Here is a 20630-nt window from a genome sequence, read left to right as displayed (position 1 = left end):
CCTTACTGAGTTTCAGCCTCTGACAAGTCATTGCCTGTTTCGTCATCGGCTGAGAATTCGCCTGCATCGTCTCCGCGTGAGACCTTATAGTCAACGCGCTTCCCGTTCCGAATGACGCTAACGTTGACCCGTGATGGCGCTAAGGACACAGTTGGGGCCGGAGTCGGCGCGATTTGTGGTTCAGGAGCCGCAATGATCACAGGCTCTTGTTCTTCAATTTTCTGTTCCACACCTTCGAGTCGCTGATTCACGCCTTCGGAAAGGTCTTGGATCAGGTTTTCCAAGCTGGAAAAACGTGCTTCTTCGTTTGCTTGTTCTGCTTCTAACGCAAGTTCTTCGGCTTGTGCACGGATCAGATCGTCTGACGCATCCTGTTCATTCAGATCGCGCGATGTCACACGTTCTATATTTTCGATGTCGTTGGAGCCGACATTGCGCAAAGCCAAAGAAAGTGTACCGACGTTCGCACCCAGAACAAGTTTCTGCGCTTCCGTGGTGTTCACCTCAAAGGTGACTGTGCGCACAACGCTTGGCTTGTCGCGGCGCTCGTCTGCAACTTGGTCAATTGCAAGGACTCGTACGCCTTGTAGCAGCACGTCGACATAAGGATTGGACCGGCCGCCGCGTGTCAGCATCACGTCCACGCGGTCACCCGGCAGAACAAAGCCCGCCACACCAAGCACGTCGTTGACGCGGATCGATACAGCCTTCAGGCCAGGTGTCAGCGCAGCGGACAATTTAGCGCGCTGGCCGGGAACGGTGATTTTGGACGCCAAAATTGGCTCGCCCTGTGCGATCTGCGTCAGGGCAAAGCGGCGGGTCTCTTCGGTGTCGCCGACAACGATTTCTTCGATTTTCGAAAATGATCCATCCGGACGCACGCTGCTGGTCCATTCGATCTCTTGCAGGACATTGCCTTCGATTAGATGCCCAAAGGCCAATTGGCGATCTGCCACGACGATGGTGTTTTTAGGCGCTTCAGCTTCAGCTTGCGCTTCGCGGGCCAAACGCCGTTCTAGATCATCTTGGATATTGGTGCGTTCGGCCTCAAGCCATTGTTGAAACCCAAATACGGCGATCACGGCCAAAATGACGGCGACCAGCAAACTCGCGACTGTCGAAAACCTCATCTGAGACGGACCCTTTCAGAAACTGCACGCGGGCTATCTCCCTTTTTTGTCAAGGGTGTAACCCGTAATCTTTCCATCACTATAGCAAGAATTCGCCGGTGATGGCTAGTTGATTGCGACAAAATATTGCGCGCAAGAATTGAAAAAGCGTGACACGATGCAGTCGTGCCACGCTTCTAGTTACCGACTATAAGCCAGCTCTGTGCTGTTTAGGATGGCAGCGATGGCGGGCCGTCCAATTGTGTGATCCAATCAGACCATGCTTGCCATGCATTGCCCAAGTTCACGCCGAATGCTTGAACTGCCAGAACAACTGCCGCTGTCAGCAGACCCAACAGGATCAGGTATTCGGTCAGTGCCAGACCGTCTTCTTCAGATTTAAAGCGTGCAACGACGCCCATGAGGTAAGATGTAATATTCATTTTGTACTCCTAACACGCGTCACAAACGCAGAAATTTATGCCACACAACCTGCGATATGATCGCCCTCTGCCCCTACCCAAAAGGTTAGTTTAGTAGCAATTCGAGAGTAGGCTTAGGCCTTATTGCTGTCAAACTTTCAACACATTTTTCATACTATCGCCTTGATTTACATGAACAATGCTCTCGATTTTAGGAAATTGTCGCCACATTCAATGCATGGCCGCAACCATAGGGTGTTTTTAAGTGCGCGCACTCTCGAATTCACTGTGTGTCTGAGCAGACGCGATTCCCGAATCAACGTACGAGAATCGCCTCTTTGCGAATGAAGGTATCAAGCGTGCCATTGCCTCCATAGCCAGTGATATCGACAATTTCGATATCAATCGTGTCGATCATCGGGCGGACCATAAAGACGCTGGCATACGAGTTGACGATATAATCGTTGACACCACCACCTTCCGCGACGGCTGATGCCGAATTGCAGTCGATAATAGCGACAACGGTGACACGTCGATCAGGGTCCGAAATAGAATTCTTCGGTGTTGGCGTATCCTCAGGACCACACATTGCTTCGCCATTTTCGCTGTCCGGTGCGCTGCTTGGGACGGCGGGGTCATAGGTTCCCGGATGTTGCACCTGATAGAAGTATTCTATCCCTGACGCTAGGTCGGCATCTGTGGCGTCAAGCCTCGTGTTCTGTTCCCAAAGGTAAACGTCATAGCGTGAAGGTGTTGCATTCACCGGATGCGATGACGTCGGCCATTCGCCGCTCACAGAGTCAGGCGGAACATTCAGGTGACCGTAGTTTTCTTGCATATAGACATCAATAGGCCACCCACCAGACCCAGAAACCGCGCCGGCAGCAACTCCACCAGAATCCATGACGAAATCATCTGGGAGGCCAAAAACATCATCATCGAGACCGTCATCGCCGAAATGGGTTACCATTGGATCCCAGCTAGCAACTTCGTCGTTGATGTGATCGTCGCCAAGTTTTTGCGCAATGGTGCCGCCGCTGCCGCCACCTGTGGTGGTCACGCAGTGGTTGACATTACTGCCGTTCACGCGAGGGCGAATGCCTTTGCGTACGTTTACAGCGGGCTTGCCATATGCTTCAGGCCAAGGGTCGCCGCCGGGTTGGGTGCCGATTGGGCTATTAAAGTTGCCTTCGTAGATATCAAAACGCACGTTGTATCCTTGGGCGATGGACTCGGCTGCCCCCGGTTTTGTGGTGACTATACCTTCGGCAAAGCAACGAGGCACCTGTGCGCCAGCGAAATAATCTCGCAAGGCATCCGCGCTGGAGGTGCCATCAATCGAAAGGTAGCCAAAATTGCCGGGTGCAGCCGTATCTGACCCCTTGGGGTGCAGCTTGAAGATGCGTGCGTGCAAGTCTCCTGCTTCGAAACCTTCTTGAAGCGCGTCGCCCGCATAACCATCGTCTTCCAGCGGATTGCACATAAACAATGGCGGGATGTCACAAATCGCAGACTCCGACATCGCAACCGCTATCGCAGCGACCGGAACGGTTTCCCGAAGGTAACTGATCGGGTTAAAGAAGGCTGTAATCAGATCACGCGACTGTGCATGCACATAGACAAATTCCGCCTCGGTGCCGTCTGTCGTCGCGTAATCATTCACCCAAGCTTGATCGATTGGGTCTCTGTCATCATCAGGAATATTGGTCAGGAAAATGACCGTGAACTCGTTCCCATCAACATCCTCGTATTCAAGGCTGATGTGCGTATCATCCCCAGATGTAGCGAGCATACTAACCGTGTTGACCAGGCCTTCGGCGCTCATCGCGGCCTGCGCGCGGGTGATGGCGTCTGATCCGCCGTCCAGCTCACCCGCCCCGGCTAAAGCCACCGCATCTGCAGCCAATGCCAGATCGGAGTGGGCGTTGTTCACTCGGCTCAAATCGATGATCAAAAGCCCGAAGCCAATGAAAATCGGCAAAGACAAGAGGGACAGAACCAAGATGAATCCGTTTTGGTCTTTGGTAAACCGTCTCATGGAGCTACCTTTCCGCACGCACATGTAAGTCTTTAAGAAATTGGCGCAATCATCTCATATTGGGCGCGCTTTCTCAAGCTGCCCCTGCAAATCTTAGCGCCAAAGGTAGGGCGGCGGCTAGCACCATGACCACGGCATAGGGTAAACGTCCCGTGATCTGAATTTCGCGGAGGCGCCATTTGGTCGGAGATGTCGCTTGATCAGCGTCTGGCAGCTTTACCCAACGCAAGATGGCCGCAAAAAGGAATGAAAGCACCAGCAATATGACCACAAACAAGGCCGAGGCTTTGATGCCGATCAGCATGCCGAGTGTGAAGTAAAGCTTTACATCTCCCGCACCCAACGTGCGCAAAAGCCACATGATCAGCGCTACGCCAAACAGCAATCCGCCAATCAACAGGTCGGTCCAGAAATCTTGGAACCCGCGTGTTGCCGCCCAAAGTAGGTAAAGCCCGAGGAGCGCAAGGTTGTCGGCATTGGACACGGTGAGCGTTTTGAAATCGCGCACCGCAATGCGCAGCAATAGCGCTGCACACGCCAATTCGATCAAAATTTCAAGGATGCCTAACGCGGACACGCGTTCTTACCCGTTAGATGCCGCGCAGGTCGCCCGGAGCCCGTTTCGGGAAGTTCACGGAATTGCGGAGCAGTTCCAGATTGTTTGTAGCCCGTTCGTTGCTTGGGTCCATTTCATAGGCAATCAAGAAATGCTGACGAGCGCCAACGAGGTCACCCCGCAAAAGGAGGGAGTAGCCATAGTTGTTGTGGAACTCGATCCGGTTACCAATGATTGGGCGCAGTTTCTGATACGCGCGGTCAGCTTTATCAAAGCGACCCAGCATGTCCGCGGATGCTGCATATCCAAGCAGCGCCGCCGGGTCAGCCGGTGTTACATCCAGCGCTTTGTCAAAGAGACGGTAAGACCGGCCATAGTTGCCTTCTAGGAATTGCACCTTTGCCTGAACAAGAGGCTCATCGTCGCGATAGTAAGCACGATTGGAGTTGTCCAAGACGGACCCTTCGCCATCGTCAAATGAACCGTTGAATCCTTCGCACCCTGCGAGGGCCAAAATCACTGCCGCTGCTGCTACTAGACGCATTTTACTGTCCCACCCGAATTGATATCGGTTTTTCTCGAAGCTTAAACCTACCGTAGCTGTATTATAATAAAGTTGCTCCGGAAACCACTTTAAACTCAAACTGACCCTTAGAAGCCCCAGAGTTGCGGTTTTTTTGATACAATCTCTCTGTGATAACGCTGTTTTGATGGGGTTTGTCCAAATGGTTTTCAGCGCGTCCCTGTGCCAATAAACATATTGGGTTTGCTTGTTATATTGATTAATCTGGTGAAAATTGGCGTGCATTGCGTCTAAGCTTGGCGCAAGCGAAAACAACTTAATGGGGTGATGAGCGATGGTATTTGGGCTGGGCGGAAAGAAAAAGAAATCACCTGACATCAAGGTAGATCAGACCGCACCGGCGCCGAGCGAAGAGGTTGCAGTTCCTGAAACCGCCGAAGAAGAAACGCTTAACGAAGCGGGCGCGAAAGAAGAGGTGACGGCCTCTGAAGAAGGGGCAGTGCCCGTTGTGCCTAACGCAGGTGACAGTGCGTCCGTGGCACCGGCACCCGAGGTAAGGGAAACTCGCAAAGTCAATTTCCTGCCGGGTCCCTCCCCGAAAACGGTCGAGGAAACCGGCCTGTCGATGTCTTTTGTCATCAACCTGACGGCAAAGATTTTGCATGAAGGCGGGACAATGACGCCCGCCCAGATTGCTGCGATTATCAAGCTCCCCAAACTCGTTTGCCGCCAGATCCTTAAGGAAATGACGGGTCTGATGCTGATTGAATCTCAGGGTCTGGAAAGCGCAGATGTAAAAAGTGACATTCGCTATAGCCTGACGGATCTCGGGAAAAAATGGGCGCTGGATGCGCAGATGGTCTCACAATACGTCGGGCCTGCTCCGGTGACGTTGGAGCAATTCGAAGCGCAGATGCAGCGTCAATCGATTAAGCATGAAGAGGTCCATCGCGCCGAACTGGACAAAGCCTTTTCGCACCTTGTTATTCCTTCGATCCTGAAGGCTCAACTTGGCCCTGCGGCGAACTCCGGTCGCTCCATGCTGCTTTACGGAGAACCTGGCAACGGAAAGACGTCATTGGCCGAAGCACTTGGGTCATCTTTCGTCGATACGATCAGTGTCCCTCATGCCATCTTGGTCGGGAACCAGATCATTCGTTTCTTCGACGAAACATTGCACCAGCCGGTAGAGGAGTTTGAGAACTCCCGTGAATATGATGCCCGCTGGGTATTGTGTCAGAGACCCGTGGTCATCGCGGGCGGTGAATTGACATTGGATATGCTTGACCTGCGGTTTGAAGCGTCGGCGCGTTTCTACGAAGCCCCGATGCACTTGAAGGCGCTTGGCGGCATTTTTGTTTTGGACGATTTTGGCCGCCAGAAAGAAGAGCCACAGCGCTTCCTGAACCGGTGGATCGTGCCCTTGGAGAAGGGGTTTGATATTCTTTCTCTGCATACTGGGAAGAAATTCCAAATCAGCTTTGACCAATTGGTTGTGTTCTCGTCCAACACGCGCCCCGAGGACCTTGGTGATGACGCGGCACAGCGGCGGATTTACTTCAAAATCCACGTACCAAGCCCAACCCGCGAAGACTATTTGCAGATTTTCCGTGACGTCTGCGATGAGCGCGGATTGGAGTGGAAGGCGGACATCATGGACGAATTCTATGAAAAGCGCTACGAACGCGACCGGTTTATCACTTCGGGTGCACACCCGGGCTTCCTTGTGAACCACATATTTGCAGCTTGTCGTTATTTGGATCAAGAGCCAGAGTTGAGCCATGATCTGCTCGATTTGGCGTGGAAAAACGTCTCCGCTAACCAGAGGCGGTCGAACTAAGCATGCGGCGCGATTACTAGGGAATATTCCAGATCGCCTTTTGGAGGTCGGTGTTATACCGGATTGCTTCTTCAAGGCGATCTGCGCCAATGCTTTCCGGAAGCGTTGGGCTCTCCCCAATCAACGATCGCCCGAGACCCGCCCGGTTGCCTTCAAGTTCATATCCAAGCAGCTCTAGGAGTGTTGGATAGATATCAAGCGCAGTTCCCTCGCGAAGATTGGTGGCGGCGTCTGCGCCGAGCACAGTGAAATAATTACGTCGAGTGTCTTTGACCTCCATCAGCTGGTCATCGAGTGAGTTTCGGTATGCCAAATGATCGGAAGCCAGCACAACAATAGTGCTTTCGGAAAGGCCTAAACTGTCGATCTTCTCGACCAAGGACCGGACGTGCCCAGCGGAACATTCCATGGCATTCAAGATTTTGTTTGAAGTGAATGTAGAGTCTCGGCAGGTCCCGTCAGGGTAGCCGGTTGGTCCATGCGTTCCAAGTGTCAGGGTGGAGAGGAGGAACGGTTTTCCTTCGCTCGCCAAAGCTGCAAGCTCCGCTTCAACGCGTTCAAACAATAGGTCGTCATCCATTCCCCAAACGTTGCGGCGCGTCTCTGTTTTGTGTCCCTCGTAAGACTCGAAGCCCATCACACGCTGATAGTTGTGGCTTTTGAAGAACGCGCCCTTGGAATATATCGTAAGCGCTGACCCGTTGATATAGCTCGCATTATATCCGTCGCGCGTCAAAATATCGCCGAGGCATGTCGCGCCAAGCAGAAAGTCTGTTTCTTCTGGTATAACGTCTAGGTCGTCTCTAATTCGTTTCTGTGAGTTAAAAACGCCACGTGGCAGCATCGGCACGCCGCATTGTGTCGCCACTAGCCCGCCGGCGGTGAAGAATACGGATTTTGACTGCTGGATATTCTTGAATGCCAAGCCCTGGTCTTCCCACTTTGCGAAAGGTGCAAAAGCAGCTTCTGATATTGGCAAATCCGCATAAGTGCGTTCGAGGCTTTCAAGGTAGACAATTACGAGGTTTTTCTGCGCCTCTGGTTTGGACAGGATATTTGGTGCGAGATTTTTTACGTCTTGCTGGATCGCCAGTTGATCAGGGTGCGGCACAAACAGTCGGAAGGCGAAGTAGGTCAAAGGGTTCAATAGCAAGAGAGCTAGCGAAGCCACGATCACGGTGCCGCGCCCCATCGAGACGTACCGCACCATCGCAAACCCTGCGATGAGAATTACGATCCCCTTCAGCGCTTCGGTCAAAAACTCAGGGACAAACCCTTCGAGACCGACCGCAAACATCTGACCCGCACGGTTTTCAGCAAAAGTGATTAACAAACTTGAGAAGTCGCCAACACCGAAGGCGGTGCTCATGAAGCTAAACGGCAGCACGACCACGAGCGCTGCAACTAACAGCGCAGCTGAGGTCATATCCAGGGAACGCCACCGCGGTTTTTTCAACAACACTGCAACCGCCATCACGAGGAAATGCAGGATAATAAGGGGGCCGACGATCGCTTTGGTTTGCAGAGAGAGCGGGAAAACGCGCATGCTGATCAAACCAAAAATGCCTGCAAACGCCAATGTCATGGCAAACAGGTAGAGCTTCTTCAGAACTTTTCCCAAGGCGCTACTCTTTATCTATGTAAAACGACTGATCGGGCGATTGCCTTCGCAAACATCCTTACTGAACAGGCGCTTCGCGCGTAAAGTATCGCTTTGGATTTTCTTGTTAGCTGAGGTTTTTAGATCATGCCTTCGGAACCGGGATGTCATAAAATTCAATCGCGGTCTCGGCAAACACCTTTGATTGCATCTCTGTGGGGATCAGGGTCTCATATGCTTCGACGATCTTAGCATAGGTGGCAGGCAGGGAATCCACCGGGAAGTTTGAGCCGAACATCGCGCGCTCTGGTCCGAATTGTTCGAGAACCGTTTCGACAATTGGGCGAATGCTTTCGGCCGTCCAACTGTGATCAAACATGCCAAGACCTGACAATTTGCAAACAACGTTTGGCAAGGCGGAAAGGTGTTGCAGGTTCTTGGACCACTCCGCCAGCCCTGCGGCGCTGCGATCATGGGGGGACCCTGCGTGGCAAAGGGCGATTTTGGTGTCTGGGGCCTGTTCCAGAACCTTTGCGGTTTTTTCCATTAACTCGGGCAAAAGTTGCAAATCAAAACCAAGGCCGCGCTGCGCCAGCCCCTTTAACCCGGCTGCAAATCGGGGATCATCGAGCAGAAAGTTCGTACCGCTTTGCGCGTCTTCCCCTGGTGCGCGGCCGACGATTTGGCGCACGCCACGGAGGCTGGTTAGTGACTGCAGCTGATCAAGGTCGTTTTCTGCGCTGTCCGCCGTCAAGTCGCAGAAGGCCACTTGGACAAGCGGCCAATCTGGGTTGGCTTGGGCGACGCTTTGTACCCAACGTGCTTCGTACAACGGGTTTTCTGCCCCGACTTGAATATGGACAGAGCCGGCAAACCCGTGTGCTTTTGCATCCGTGGTAAATTCGTCAATCAGGTAGTCGCGCTGGATTGGGGCTGGGTCGCCAAAAAAACGGGGTTCCCCTTTGGCCATCAGCCAAGGGTAATATACGGCCTTCAGGTCCCAAAGATGGTGATGCGCGTCGATCCTCATGCTTGGCTGATCCCCACCGTGCGTTCAAGGATATCCACGCCCTGACTTTTCCAGAAATGCAGCAAGTCGATGAAGATCCAGTTTTCTTTCAGCTTGTCCCCTTCGCGCCGATAGAGGTCGATTACGCGGAATTCGCCAGGTTTGCCGGTCGCGGGCATCCCCATGAAGCCACCGGTTGGAATGGCGGTAAAGTTCGGCCAGCCAAAGAACGCGCCGAACTGTCCTTCACCAATGCGGCAAAGGTGCTTTGTCTTACTGCGTTCGGCAAAGGACGTGCGGAAGGGACGGGCGTGCTGTTGCGCGTAACGCGGGATCGTGTAGGTCGCGCCAATACCGGTCGGACCCCACCACAGCATGTCCTCATGCCACGTGCGCCGCAGTTCCTCCTCAAGTGGCATGCCAGAGTTCCACTGGCCGAGGTCTTTGGCCATCTTATCAATGACAGCGAGCGTCTTTTGACCTTCGGCCGGGTCGTTGTCTTCAAGAAGCAGGCCGTTGTGCATGAGTGGGCCGGGTTGCACCAATTGCGCTCCGGTCTGAGGCGGGAAGGGTGAAAGCCCAGCTTGAACCATGAAATGCGGGATATCAAAGTACATCGCCGTTTCAGTGATCTTGTCGCCTTCGATCTTGTGAAACGCTGAATAACGCAGGAACGTCAGTTTTCCGGTCGGGCGAATACCAAGCCATGGTTTGTCAAAGAGCCCCATAACGTGCCCCATGGAACAGACCCAGACCTCACCAGGCTCTGCATATATATTGTCGCCTGCGAAGAAGATATCGAGGCGGCGTTGCATGCCCGTCAGGCTGGCTTTTAAAGGTTGCCAAAAGCGGGTCGCGACCGACTCAGCGCCCCGAATCTCATTGAACGGGTGATAGCCACGCCAAAGCAAATCCGGGCTGCAGAACTGACTGACAGCGCTAACAACTGTCTCGGCGTCCGTTTCGTCGAGCGCTGCGTAGAAATTCAGCACCAGATGCTTTTGGGGGAGGAAGGACACGGTTTTTCCTTTGTTTTTCGATGCTTGAGTTATGTGACTTTTTGCGGCGACTCGCAAGTCTTGCTGATATTTGCATACGTATGCAAAAATGTCTTGCCAGAAGTGACCTTGGGGCATTACCGTTTTTGCAAGCGTATGCAAAAAAAATCCTTCAGGGGGACCAAATGGCTGAAATTCAATTGCGCAACGTTGGAAAGCGTTGGGGAAGTTTCGTTGGCGTCGACAATTTTGACCTGACAATTGCAGACAAAGAGTTCCTTGTGCTTCTTGGTCCGTCCGGCTGCGGCAAGACCACAACGATGCGTATGATCGCAGGCCTTGAGGATGTGACCGAGGGCGAAATCCTGATCGGCGGCAAAGTCGTGAACGAATTGGAACCAAAGGACCGCGATGTGTCCATGGTGTTCCAAAGCTATGCGCTTTACCCAAACATGAACGTCTATGAAAACATCCGCTTCCCACTGCGGGTGCGTGGGATCGATCAATCCACACATGATGAGAAAGTACGTCGCGCATCAGCGATGGTGGAACTTGACGACTTCCTGCATCGCAAACCTGCAGAGCTGTCTGGTGGTCAACGCCAGCGTGTGGCTTTGGCGCGCGCCATTGTCCGCGAGCCAAACGTTTTCCTTATGGATGAACCGCTGTCCAACCTCGACGCCAAGCTTCGCGTTTCTACCCGTGCCCAGATCAAAAACCTGAGCCATGAATTGGCCGTCACCACGATCTACGTGACCCATGACCAGATCGAGGCGATGACCCTTGCGGATCGGGTTGTGGTGATGAAGGGCGGAGTTGTGCAGCAGGTCGGTTCCCCAACCGATATCTATGACAAACCTGCCAACGCCTTTGTGGCGAGCTTCATTGGCTCCCCTGCCATGAACTTGATGGATGGCGCGATGTCGGGCGGCACGTTCACGGCACCAAATGTCAAAATCACAGGTCTGAACGCACCTGACGGCCCGCTCACTCTTGGCTACCGCGCCGAAGACGCGTCGCTGGCCAGTGATGGAAACGGTCAGATCAATGCGCCGATCTATACGCTCGAGCTTCTGGGTGACGCGACTATGATCTCTGTTCGGGTCGGAGACGCACTTGTGTCAGTCAAAGCTGACAAGACCTACCGGGCTGAAATCGGCGATATGGTTTCGATCAGCGTACCAAACGAAATTTGCCATTTGTTCAATGCGAACGATGGCGCACGGATCGGGGAGTAACCCGGCCGTAAAGACGTCCTCGCGCATGCAGTGAGGGCCAACCGGGTCATTTGTCCGGACTTATGACCCACTACAGGGAGACAAATATGTCTATTCAAAAACTATCTACAATCGGTGCGGTCGCCGTTTTCATGGGTACTGCAGCCTATGCGGACTGCGGTATCGAAAGCGCAAATATCAACATCGTAGGGAACGAATTCTCTGCGATCCAGGCGGTCGTTGACGGCGCAAAAGCATGTGCAACCGATACCGTCACGGTCGAAAGCAACCTCAATAAAGACTACCGTGAATTGCAGGTTGCAGCGCTGACCGCGAACCCTGCGCAGTATAGCGTTGTGGTTACCAACAACGGCGCTATCGTTCCGCTACTTGGTGAAGACCTGATCCGTCCGCTGGACGATCTGATCGCCAAGCACGGTCAACATCTGTCTAAGAACCAGATGATTTCCGTCGACGGCAAAGTCATGGCGGTGGCGTTTATGGCAAACGCGCAGCACCTGTTTGTGCGCAAGGACATCCTTGAGCAGGCCGGTGTCGAAGTACCGACCACCTATGAAGAAGTGATTGCTGTTGCGCAGGCCATCAAAGATGCCGGTATCATGGCGCATCCGTTTGCGACAACAAGTGCGACTGGTTGGAACCTTGGCGAAGAGTTCGTGAACATGTTCCTTGGCCACGGCGGTGAGTTCTTCAAGCCGGGGTCTGCAGAGCCGAACATCAACAACGAAACCGGTGTCGCAGCGTTGAACACGCTGAAGGCGCTGACAGAGCTGTCCAACCCGGACTTCCTGACCTTTGACTCTAACGCGGTCCAGGCCAACTGGGAATCTGGTGATCTCGCAATCGCGCACCTCTGGGGGTCTCGCGGCACAGGCATCTTGGATGACGAAGGCTCCAGCGACGAAGTTGTCAGCAACACCATGCTGGTCAGCTCTCCGACCGTTGGTGGCGGCGATGTCCCAGCCTCCACACTGTGGTGGGATGGTTTCGCAATTGCAAAAAACGTGAGCGATGCAGACGCGGAAGCGAGCTTTATCGCGATGGTTAAGGGCATCAGCCCAGACGTCGTGAAAGCCAATAACGACGCGGCAGTTTGGCTGGTTGATGGCTATGAGCCAACCCCGGCGGCGGCAGGCGTTTTTGCGACGGCGTCTGGCAACACTCAGCCTTATCCAATGATCCCTTTCATGGGTCTGATGCACACTGCGTTGGGCGCAGAGCTGAACGAATTCCTACAAGGATCGGAATCCGCTGAGCAAGCACTGGCTGACGTCGAAGCGGCTTACACCACAGCTGCAAAAGAAAAAGGCTTCCTGAACTAATCAGGAAGACCTCTGTCAGAGCCAGCGCCCGGTTGGCTCTGACTTAACCCCACGCGAAGCGGACGGATTTCACATGCGCCATAAAACGTTCTTCTGGTTCATTCTGCCCAGTCTGGCAGCGATGTTCCTGTTCATCGCCCTGCCTCTTGTTTCCGTGGTGGTTCAATCGCTGCACATCGAACATGAACAAGTTATTGTCGTCACAGAAAACTGCGGCCCATTCGGGTGTAAGCAGGAAAGCTCTGTTGACACTGAGGCGACAGAACAGTTGCGCGCCGAGAAGCCCCTTGGCCGGTTTGCCGGGCTAAGCACCTATTTTGATCGGGGTCACCTTGCGACGGCAGAAATTGCCGAAGCTTGGCGAACAAACGATAGCTTCGGCGACTTCTTCGGCGAGATTTTCAACCTCCCGTTCTACAAGGCGCTGACATTTACGCTTGCTTACACATTTATCGTGACCCCGCTTGTTATCGTTCTTGGCTTGTTGATCGCGCTGGGCGTGAACCGCGTGACGCCAGTTTTGAAGGGGCCGACCATCTTCGTTTCCCTTCTGCCCATGATGATCACACCGCTTGTTGGGTCCTTGATCCTGTTCTGGATGATCGACGCTCAGGGTGTGATTGGCAAAACCTTGCAATTCATCTTTGATGACCCGGAGCTGTCGCTGAAGGCGTCGCCTGCTCTGACTTGGATCACATTGATGGTTTACGGCGTCTGGAGCTCTGCCCCCTTTGCCTTCGTGGTTTTCTATGCGGGTCTTCAGACCGTCAACACGGACTCTCTGGAAGCCGCACAAATCGACGGTGCGTCTCGTTGGCAGCAAATCCGATTTGTGGTGATTCCGCATCTGATGCCGCTGGTGGTTTTCATCTCGCTGATCCAGCTGATGGACAACTTCAAAGTCTTTGAACCTGTCATTGGCTTCAAGGCTGGGGCAAACGCACCGTCGCTGTCTTACATCATCTTCGCTGACATGCGCAGCGACATCATACGGTACAACTCTGCGGCGGCAACTTCGGTGCTGACCGTGCTTGGTGTGGCGATCCTATTGTCACCCGTCCTGCTGCGCACTTGGCGCGACTTCAAAGGAAAGGCTGTCTAATGTCTTCTGTAGCTAACCGTTCCTCGCGCTCTGTCGTAATCTTTTCCTCAGCCTTTGTTCTGCTGTGGGTCGTGATCGCGTCCTTCCCGTTCCTTTGGACCCTCTGGGGCTCCTTCAAGGTGCAAGGCGACTTCTTTTCCAAAGCCGATTGGCGCAACGCCCTCTGGGGTACACGTACACTGCTTGAAACCGGCGGCACGTTCACCGGGGCAGGTTATGAAGGCGCTTGGATCCAGGAAGAGTTCTGGCGCGCCACGATCAACACCATGATCGTTGTGTTCTTTACCGTGATCATTTCTTTGACCTTCGGAACGCTCGGTGGCTATGCGCTGGCGCGCTCTGGTCATAAATACGCATTCTGGCTTTTGATGATCGCTCTGGTATTCCGCGCGATGCCACACATCACCCTCGTGTCGGGCTATCTGCTGCCGTTCTTTGAGTGGAACCTTTGGGGGAAACTGCCTACCGCGATCATCGTGCTTGTTGCGATCAACCAGCCTTTCACCCTGTGGATGCTACATTCCTTCTTCTTGAATATCCCAAAGGATTTGGATGAAAGCGCGCGGGTCGACGGGTGCACGCAAATTCAAGCGTTCCGCCATGTCATCATGCCCGTCATGTGGCCGGGCGTGATCACCACAGGCCTCTTTAGCTTCCTGTTGGCCTACAACGACTTTGCCGTGACCTCGATGCTGCTCAGCGAAGATAACCGCACCATGGTGCCCGCGATTGCCGGCTTCCTCGGCTCGACTCTGGAAGAAGGCAACGTGATGTTCGCCGTTGCGGCGGTTGTTTCAGCCACGGCACCACTTTTCGTGTTGGTTCTCTTCTTCCAGCGTCAGATCGTGTCTGGCCTGACTGCAGGGGCCGTCAAAGGATGAGTTCGAATTTCCGCCATGGCGCCATGGGGCGCCATCCGGCGCTCAACAGGATGCCAAGGGATTTTTTGAAGTAGATCCTACCCTCTTCCCCCTTACTTCAAAACTTACCTTGGCATTCTGAAAAGGACACAACATGAAAGGCTCTCGCCCAGAACAGGCCGTGCTGTCAAGAGACACCGACCTAAGCAAAACCGAAGAAACCCGCGCCGTGATCGAGGGTATGGTGGATGGTTTGAACGACCATCGCATTGACGACATCGGTGAGTATTTCGCCCAAGGTTTCCGTTGGATGGGAAACCAAGGCTGCGGGACAAAGACCGGGTTGCAAGAATTTCAGGACAACTGGCAGCGCCCCTTCCAAGCGGCGTTTTCCGACAAGACCTGTATCGACGAAGCGCGCCTATACATGGGCGAATGGGCGGCTGCTTTTGGTCGCCAAGAGGCCACGCACAGTGGTGAATTTCTGGGGATCGCCCCAACCGGCAAGCGGGTCGAAATCCGCTACATGGACTTTTGGAAAGTTGTCGACGGCAAGATCGTGGACAACTGGGTGAATGTGGACTTCGCCCATGTCGCAGCCCAATTGGGTGTCGATCTTTTCAACGGCCATGGCTGGGAAGCATTTGATCGCGGAGAGAAAGTCGCTCCGCGCCCTCAAGACTAAGGATTAATGTAATGACCATCGAATATCTGAAACGCGGAAAACCCGAAGCGGATCGCGCTGAGGACGATGCAAAGACACGCGCCGTTGTCGAGGCGACGCTAAAGGACATCGAAGCGCGCGGCGATGCGGCTGTGCGGGAATTGTCTGAGAAGTTTGATAACTATTCTCCGGAAAGCTTCCGTCTTAGCGAAGCGCAGATCGAAGAACTGATGGGGCAACTGACCGAGCGCGAGCTGGCCGACATCAAGTTTGCACAAGCGCAGGTGCGCAACTTCGCGCAGGCGCAGCGCGATTCCATGCTGGATATCGAAGTGGAAACCATGCCCGGCGTGATCCTTGGGCATAAGAACATCCCGGTGCAATCCGTGGGCTGCTATGTTCCAGGGGGCAAGTTCCCTATGGTGGCGTCGGCGCATATGTCCGTGGCGACGGCCTCTGTTGCAGGCGTTCCGCGTATCATCGCATGTACCCCGCCTTTCCAAGGGAAACCAAACCCAGCCGTTATTGCAGCGATGCATCTGGGTGGCGCGCATGAGATTTATGTCATGGGCGGCATTCAGGCCATCGGCGCCATGGCGATCGGTACGGAAACCATCGATCCGGTGCACATGCTGGTTGGTCCGGGCAACGCCTTTGTGGCGGAAGCCAAGCGTCAGCTTTTTGGTCGCGTCGGCATCGACCTTTTTGCCGGCCCGACAGAAACCATGGTGATTGCAGACGAAACCGCTGCAGATGCCGAACTTTGCGCGACGGATTTGCTGGGCCAAGCCGAGCACGGCTACAACAGCCCCTGCGTTTTGCTGACCAACAGCAAGAAACTGGCTGAGGAAACTTTGTCTGAGATTGACCGCATTCTTGGCATTCTCCCGACTGCGGGGACTGCGCGCGTGAGCTGGGAAGAATACGGAGAAGTGATTGTCTGCGACACCTATGACGAAATGCTTGAGGTCGCCGATGATATCGCGTCCGAACACGTGCAGGTGATGACAGATCGCGACGACTGGTTCCTTGAAAACATGACCAGCTACGGAGCTTTGTTCCTAGGTCCACGTACCAATGTCTCCAATGGCGACAAGGTCATTGGCACCAACCACACATTGCCAACCAAGAAAGCCGGCCGGTACACAGGTGGTCTCTGGGTCGGGAAATATCTGAAGACCCACAGCTACCAACGGATCACAACCGATGAGGCGGCAACGTTGATCGGTGAATACGGCTCGCGACTTTGCATGTTGGAAGGCTTTGTCGGCCATGCCGAGCAATGCAACATCCGCGTGCGTCGCTTTGGTGGCATCAATGTGCCCTACGGCGAAGCAGCGGCTTTTCGGGAACCAGCCGAGTAACGCTCTGGCCAACATAAGAGTGATCCATGGATCGACATAATCAGCACAAGGCGCTTTTGGCTCCGCTCCGGGGCGCCCTGTATGATTTTGAACCAAAGCAGGTTCAGGCAGCGATGACAGATGTCATGGCTGCCGACGCGATTGTGCACATGTGCCATCCATTTGGCGATGTGATTGGGCCAGACGCCTTCTATCAATCCGCTTTCGCCGGGTTAAGTGCGGCGTGGCCCGATGTTGAGCGACGCGACTACATCGTGGCCGCGGGCCCTGACATAAACGGGGCAGATTGGGTCGGCTGTGCGGGCTACTACACCGGGACATTTCTCGCGCCCTGGTTGGATATCCCGGCAACGGGCCATCAGGTCGCGATGCGCTTCCACGAGTTCTACCGATTTGAGAACGGTAAGGTCGTCGAAGTTCAGGCCATCTGGGACATTCCTGAGGTCATGCTGCAAGCCAGCGCTTGGCCGATGGCACCCTCCTTGGGCCGTGAATGGCTGGCACCTGCGCCCGCGCTGCAGAACGGGCTGGTAAGCGCCCCTCGCAACGAGGCCGAAAGCGCCGCGTCTTGTCAGTTAATTCTCGACATGCTGACGCACCTTGTGCGCTACCCGTCGCAGGGTGGGCCTGAGGTGATGGAACTGGATCGATTCTGGCATCCAAAAATGAGCTGGTATGGTCCGGCAGGGATCGGCACCGCTCGTGGGGTCGCCGGGTTCAGGAACTGGCATCAAATCCCGTTCTTAAATGCGATGCCGGATCGTGGGTTGTATTCGGACGACGTCACGCATCATTTCTTTGGGGATGGTCCGTTTGCAGCAGTCACAGGCTGGCCTGATATGGCGCAAACCCATAGCGCAGATGGCTGGCTGGGCTTGCCACCCACCGGGAAAAAGATCACGCTGCGGTCTCTCGACTTCTGGCGTGTCGAAAATGGCAAGATTCGAGAGAACTGGGTTCTGGTCGACCTGCTGGATGTCTACCGACAACTTGGCGTCGATGTCTTCGCGCGGATGCGAGAATTCAACAAAGCGCGCTACGTTGGGCCGCTAAATGTGCCCACAGGGATGGAAGAATGACGAACCTACCAAAAACGCCCTCGTTTGACCTTTCGGGAAAGAAGGTTCTCGTGACAGGTGCAAGCTCTGGCATCGGATTGGGTTGTGCTGTTGCGGTGGCGGAAGCTGGGGCACAGACCTATTGCGCCGCGCGCGGGTTGGATCGCCTGACCCAGGCGGTTGAGGCGATGCAGGCCGCAGGCTATAGCGCCGAGACCTTGCCAATGGATCAAAGTGACATCGAAGCCATGTCAAAGGCCCTGGCCGAACACGCCTTTGATGTGGTTGTGAATTCCGCAGGCATCGCACGGCACAGCGCGGCGATTGAGACCACGCCAGAAGACTATGACGCGGTCATGCACATCAACTTGCGCTCTGCTTATTTCCTATCGGCGCAGGCGGCCAAGGCCATGATCGACGCAGGCAAACCCGGGTCGATTATCCATATTTCTAGCCAAATGGGCCACACGGGTGGCATTGATCGCGCGCTATATTGCGCGGGAAAGCACGGGCTCGAAGGTATGATCAAATCCATGGCGATGGAGTGGGGCAAGCAGCGCATTCGCATCAATTCGATTTGCCCCACCTTCATTCGTACGCCCTTCACCGAAGCGACGTTCTCTGATCCAGAGCGGCTGGCTTGGATCATGCAAAAGATCAAACTTGATCGTGTCGGCGAGGTCGAAGACATCATGGGTGCAGTGCAATATCTCGCGTCTGACGCATCCGCCATGGTGACCGGAACGTCGTTGTTGATCGATGGAGGTTGGACAGCGGGTTGATGGCGGAAAAGGTCACATCACTTCAGGTTGCGGAACGCGCAGGGGTCAGCCAGTCGGCGGTCTCTCGTGTGTTCACACCCGGAGCATCTGTGTCCAGTAAAACCGCCGATAAGGTGCGCAAAGCGGCTTCGGAACTGGGCTATCGCCCTAATGTTTTGGCGCGCGCTATGGTCAAAGGCAAAAGCCGCATCATCGGCCTTGTCGTCGCCTATCTGGAGAACTTCTTTTACCCAGAGACCTTAGAGAAACTCTCAAACGCGCTGCAGGAGCAGGGTTATCACGTCTTGGTTTTCATGACCAAACAGACAGCACAGAACATCGATGACGTGATGGAGGAAATTCTTGATTATCAAGTGGATGGCATTGTGATGGCGTCGGTTGCGATGTCGTCAGATATCGCCTCGCGCTGTCAGCAAGCCGGGGTGCCCATCGTTCTTTTCAACCGGAGCCAAGACATCGACGGGATCACCTCGGTCACCTCCGACAACTATGCGGGCGGGCGCAAGATCGCGCAGTTTTTGGTTGAAGGTGAGCACGAACGCATCGCTTATATCGCGGGATGGGACGGGGCCTCGACGCAGCGCGACCGCGAGGCAGGCTTTCGGGCCGCACTACAAGAGATGGGCCGTGAGATATTCGCGCGTGAAGAAGGTAATTTCCAAACCGAAACGGCGCGCGCGGCTGCTCGTAAGATGTTCAGCGCCGCGGCAGAGGCGCGCCCGGATGCAGTTTTTGTCGCCAACGACCACATGGCCTTTGCGGTCATGGATGTGCTGCGCCATGAACTGGGCCTCCGCGTCCCAGAGGACGTTTCGGTTGTCGGCTACGACGATGTGCCGCCGTCTTCGTGGCCGAGCTACAATTTGACAACAATGCGCCAGCGCGCCAACGCGATGGTCGAAGAAACCGTGGACGCATTGATGTCGCATATTCAATCGCCCGAAGAGGCACGCCCACGCCGGGTTGCCATTGACGGGCCGCTTGTGGTGCGCGGTTCCGCCCGTGTGCCCAACGAACAAAAGAAAGCATGAGAGTCAGATGAAGGGCTTCGATCCTAAGTTTAAAGATTTCCCGGATTATATCGTCGGGATCACCAAGGAAATCTGGGAAGATCGCGGCCTCGCGACACTTCACGAATATTATGCACCCGATATTGTCGTGCGCATGCCCGGATCGGTCTCGACCGGCAATCAGGGCGTGATCGGCGCGACGATGCAGACACTGGCCGAATTCCCAGACCGCACCTTGTTTGGCGAAGACGTGATCTGGTCCGGCACGCCAGAAGAGGGCATGCTCAGTTCGCACCGCATCCTGTCGACCGCCACACACCTTGGCGATGGCGCTTTTGGCAAGGCGACCGGAAAGCCACTGACCTATCGCATTCTCGCCGATTGCCATGCGATCAACAACGCGATCAACGACGAATGGTTGATCCGCGACAACAGCGCGGTGGTGCGGCAGATGGGCTGGGACCCTGTTGAGTTTACCCGCGACCAAATTGCGCGCGAAGGCGGGCCAGAGAGCTGCGTGAAACCTTTGACGCCCACCAACGATCTGGAAGGTCCTTACAAGGGGCGTGGAAATGACAACGAATGGGGCCAGCGATATGCTGATATCCTGACGCGGATCATGGGCGCTGACCTTGCCGTTATTCCCCAAGAATACGACCGCGCCGTGCAAGGCGAATATCCCGGCGGTGAAACAGGCCACAGTTGGCCTGCAGTCGACCGGTTCTGGATGGGGCTGCGCGCCTCATTCCCCAACGCCACCTTCCAGATCGATCACCAGATCGGTCGCGACGACCCAATGATGCCGCCGCGCGCCGCGATCCGGTGGAGCCTGCAAGGCAAGCACGAAGGTTGGGGCATTTTTGGCGCTCCGACCGGGGCGGAGGTTTATGTGCTTGGTATTAGCCACGCCGAGTTTGGCGCGTTGATTAGCGGAGAGCCAAAGATCCGCCGCGAATATTCGCTATTTGATGAGCTCGCGATCTGGAAACAGATATTGCTCCAGACGGGTGACCTCTGATGCACCAAGAGCGTCGATATCGATCCCAGATGGCTGGGATCATTGAAACAAAGGCGATGCGGCGGTTTCATCGGCATCGCCAAAGTCTGCGGTCGCGACGGTTGAACTTGCACCCAC

General features: G+C 54.7%; 19 protein-coding genes. 11 read left to right on the top strand and 8 right to left on the bottom strand.

The genetic code is table 11. The features are described from left to right. Nucleotides 1–2 precede the first annotated feature (2 nt). The 5 genes from cpaB to BUA39_RS07475 form a co-directional block, all read right to left on the bottom strand. The gene (cpaB, locus tag BUA39_RS07495; protein WP_072792387.1) at nucleotides 3–1130 is read right to left on the bottom strand and encodes a Flp pilus assembly protein CpaB; all 1128 of its coding nucleotides are present in this window, start codon (nucleotides 1128–1130) and stop codon (nucleotides 3–5) included. Nucleotides 1131–1339: 209 nt separating this feature from the next. Next, entirely contained in the window at nucleotides 1340–1552 is a 213-nt protein-coding gene (locus BUA39_RS07490) for a Flp family type IVb pilin (RefSeq protein ID WP_072792386.1), read from the bottom strand. Nucleotides 1553–1847: 295 nt separating this feature from the next. Next, nucleotides 1848–3569 carry a pilus assembly protein TadG-related protein gene (locus tag BUA39_RS07485; protein WP_072792384.1) on the bottom strand — a complete coding sequence of 574 codons (1722 nt, stop codon included), beginning with the start codon at nucleotides 3567–3569 and terminating at the stop codon, nucleotides 1848–1850. 73 nt (nucleotides 3570–3642) lie between these two features. Continuing rightward, on the bottom strand, nucleotides 3643–4146 hold the full coding sequence (locus tag BUA39_RS07480) for a prepilin peptidase (RefSeq protein ID WP_072792383.1): 504 nt from the start codon (nucleotides 4144–4146) through the stop codon (nucleotides 3643–3645). A 13-nt stretch (nucleotides 4147–4159) separates the two neighbouring features. Further along, nucleotides 4160–4669, bottom strand: coding sequence for a tetratricopeptide repeat protein (locus tag BUA39_RS07475; protein WP_072792381.1), 510 nt, complete (start codon nucleotides 4667–4669; stop codon nucleotides 4160–4162). A 313-nt stretch (nucleotides 4670–4982) separates the two neighbouring features. Here BUA39_RS07475 and BUA39_RS07470 point away from each other — a divergent pair, with 313 nt between their 5' ends. Beyond that, entirely contained in the window at nucleotides 4983–6488 is a 1506-nt protein-coding gene (locus BUA39_RS07470; RefSeq protein ID WP_084604799.1) for a hypothetical protein, read from the top strand. 16 nt (nucleotides 6489–6504) lie between these two features. On the opposite strand, the gene BUA39_RS07465 is transcribed toward BUA39_RS07470, so the two are convergent. The 3 genes from BUA39_RS07465 to BUA39_RS07455 form a co-directional block, all read right to left on the bottom strand. Continuing rightward, entirely contained in the window at nucleotides 6505–8067 is a 1563-nt protein-coding gene (locus BUA39_RS07465; RefSeq protein ID WP_165610493.1) for a sulfatase-like hydrolase/transferase, read from the bottom strand. A 166-nt stretch (nucleotides 8068–8233) separates the two neighbouring features. Beyond that, a complete protein-coding gene (locus BUA39_RS07460) occupies nucleotides 8234–9118 on the bottom strand; it encodes an amidohydrolase family protein (RefSeq protein WP_072792379.1) in 885 nt (294 codons plus the stop codon). Then, complete coding sequence (locus BUA39_RS07455) at nucleotides 9115–10116, bottom strand: nuclear transport factor 2 family protein (protein ID WP_072792741.1); 1002 nt, start codon at nucleotides 10114–10116, stop codon at nucleotides 9115–9117. The genes BUA39_RS07460 and BUA39_RS07455 overlap by 4 nt, the downstream gene beginning before the upstream one ends. Nucleotides 10117–10280: 164 nt before the next feature. Here BUA39_RS07455 and BUA39_RS07450 point away from each other — a divergent pair, with 164 nt between their 5' ends. The 10 genes from BUA39_RS07450 to BUA39_RS07405 all read left to right on the top strand — a co-directional run bounded on the left by BUA39_RS07450 (nucleotide 10281) and on the right by BUA39_RS07405 (nucleotide 20513). Continuing rightward, the gene (locus tag BUA39_RS07450; protein WP_072792377.1) at nucleotides 10281–11333 is read left to right on the top strand and encodes an ABC transporter ATP-binding protein; all 1053 of its coding nucleotides are present in this window, start codon (nucleotides 10281–10283) and stop codon (nucleotides 11331–11333) included. Nucleotides 11334–11419: 86 nt separating this feature from the next. Then, nucleotides 11420–12655 carry an ABC transporter substrate-binding protein gene (locus BUA39_RS07445; RefSeq protein ID WP_072792375.1) on the top strand — a complete coding sequence of 412 codons (1236 nt, stop codon included), beginning with the start codon at nucleotides 11420–11422 and terminating at the stop codon, nucleotides 12653–12655. 73 nt (nucleotides 12656–12728) lie between these two features. Beyond that, entirely contained in the window at nucleotides 12729–13757 is a 1029-nt protein-coding gene (locus BUA39_RS07440) for a carbohydrate ABC transporter permease (RefSeq protein ID WP_072792373.1), read from the top strand. Then, nucleotides 13757–14638, top strand: coding sequence for a carbohydrate ABC transporter permease (locus BUA39_RS07435; RefSeq protein WP_072792371.1), 882 nt, complete (start codon nucleotides 13757–13759; stop codon nucleotides 14636–14638). Before BUA39_RS07440 ends, BUA39_RS07435 begins: the two co-directional genes overlap by 1 nt. A gap of 133 nt (nucleotides 14639–14771) precedes the next feature. Further along, entirely contained in the window at nucleotides 14772–15302 is a 531-nt protein-coding gene (locus BUA39_RS07430; RefSeq protein ID WP_072792369.1) for an ester cyclase, read from the top strand. Between the two features lie 11 nt (nucleotides 15303–15313). Beyond that, on the top strand, nucleotides 15314–16645 hold the full coding sequence (gene hisD, locus BUA39_RS07425; protein ID WP_072792367.1) for a histidinol dehydrogenase: 1332 nt from the start codon (nucleotides 15314–15316) through the stop codon (nucleotides 16643–16645). A 26-nt stretch (nucleotides 16646–16671) separates the two neighbouring features. Further along, nucleotides 16672–17724 (top strand): ester cyclase, encoded by a 1053-nt coding sequence (locus tag BUA39_RS07420; RefSeq protein WP_072792366.1) that lies wholly within the window; start codon nucleotides 16672–16674, stop codon nucleotides 17722–17724. After that, entirely contained in the window at nucleotides 17721–18485 is a 765-nt protein-coding gene (locus BUA39_RS07415; RefSeq protein WP_072792364.1) for an SDR family NAD(P)-dependent oxidoreductase, read from the top strand. The genes BUA39_RS07420 and BUA39_RS07415 overlap by 4 nt, the downstream gene beginning before the upstream one ends. Continuing rightward, nucleotides 18485–19516, top strand: coding sequence for a LacI family DNA-binding transcriptional regulator (locus tag BUA39_RS07410; protein ID WP_423219932.1), 1032 nt, complete (start codon nucleotides 18485–18487; stop codon nucleotides 19514–19516). The genes BUA39_RS07415 and BUA39_RS07410 overlap by 1 nt, the downstream gene beginning before the upstream one ends. Nucleotides 19517–19523: 7 nt before the next feature. Further along, on the top strand, nucleotides 19524–20513 hold the full coding sequence (locus BUA39_RS07405; RefSeq protein ID WP_072792363.1) for a nuclear transport factor 2 family protein: 990 nt from the start codon (nucleotides 19524–19526) through the stop codon (nucleotides 20511–20513). Nucleotides 20514–20630: the final 117 nt, after the last annotated feature.

The sequence above is a fragment of the Cognatishimia maritima genome, assembly GCF_900129685.1.
Lineage (GTDB): Bacteria > Pseudomonadota > Alphaproteobacteria > Rhodobacterales > Rhodobacteraceae > Cognatishimia > Cognatishimia maritima.
This window is presented reverse-complemented; position numbering and strand designations above follow the sequence as displayed.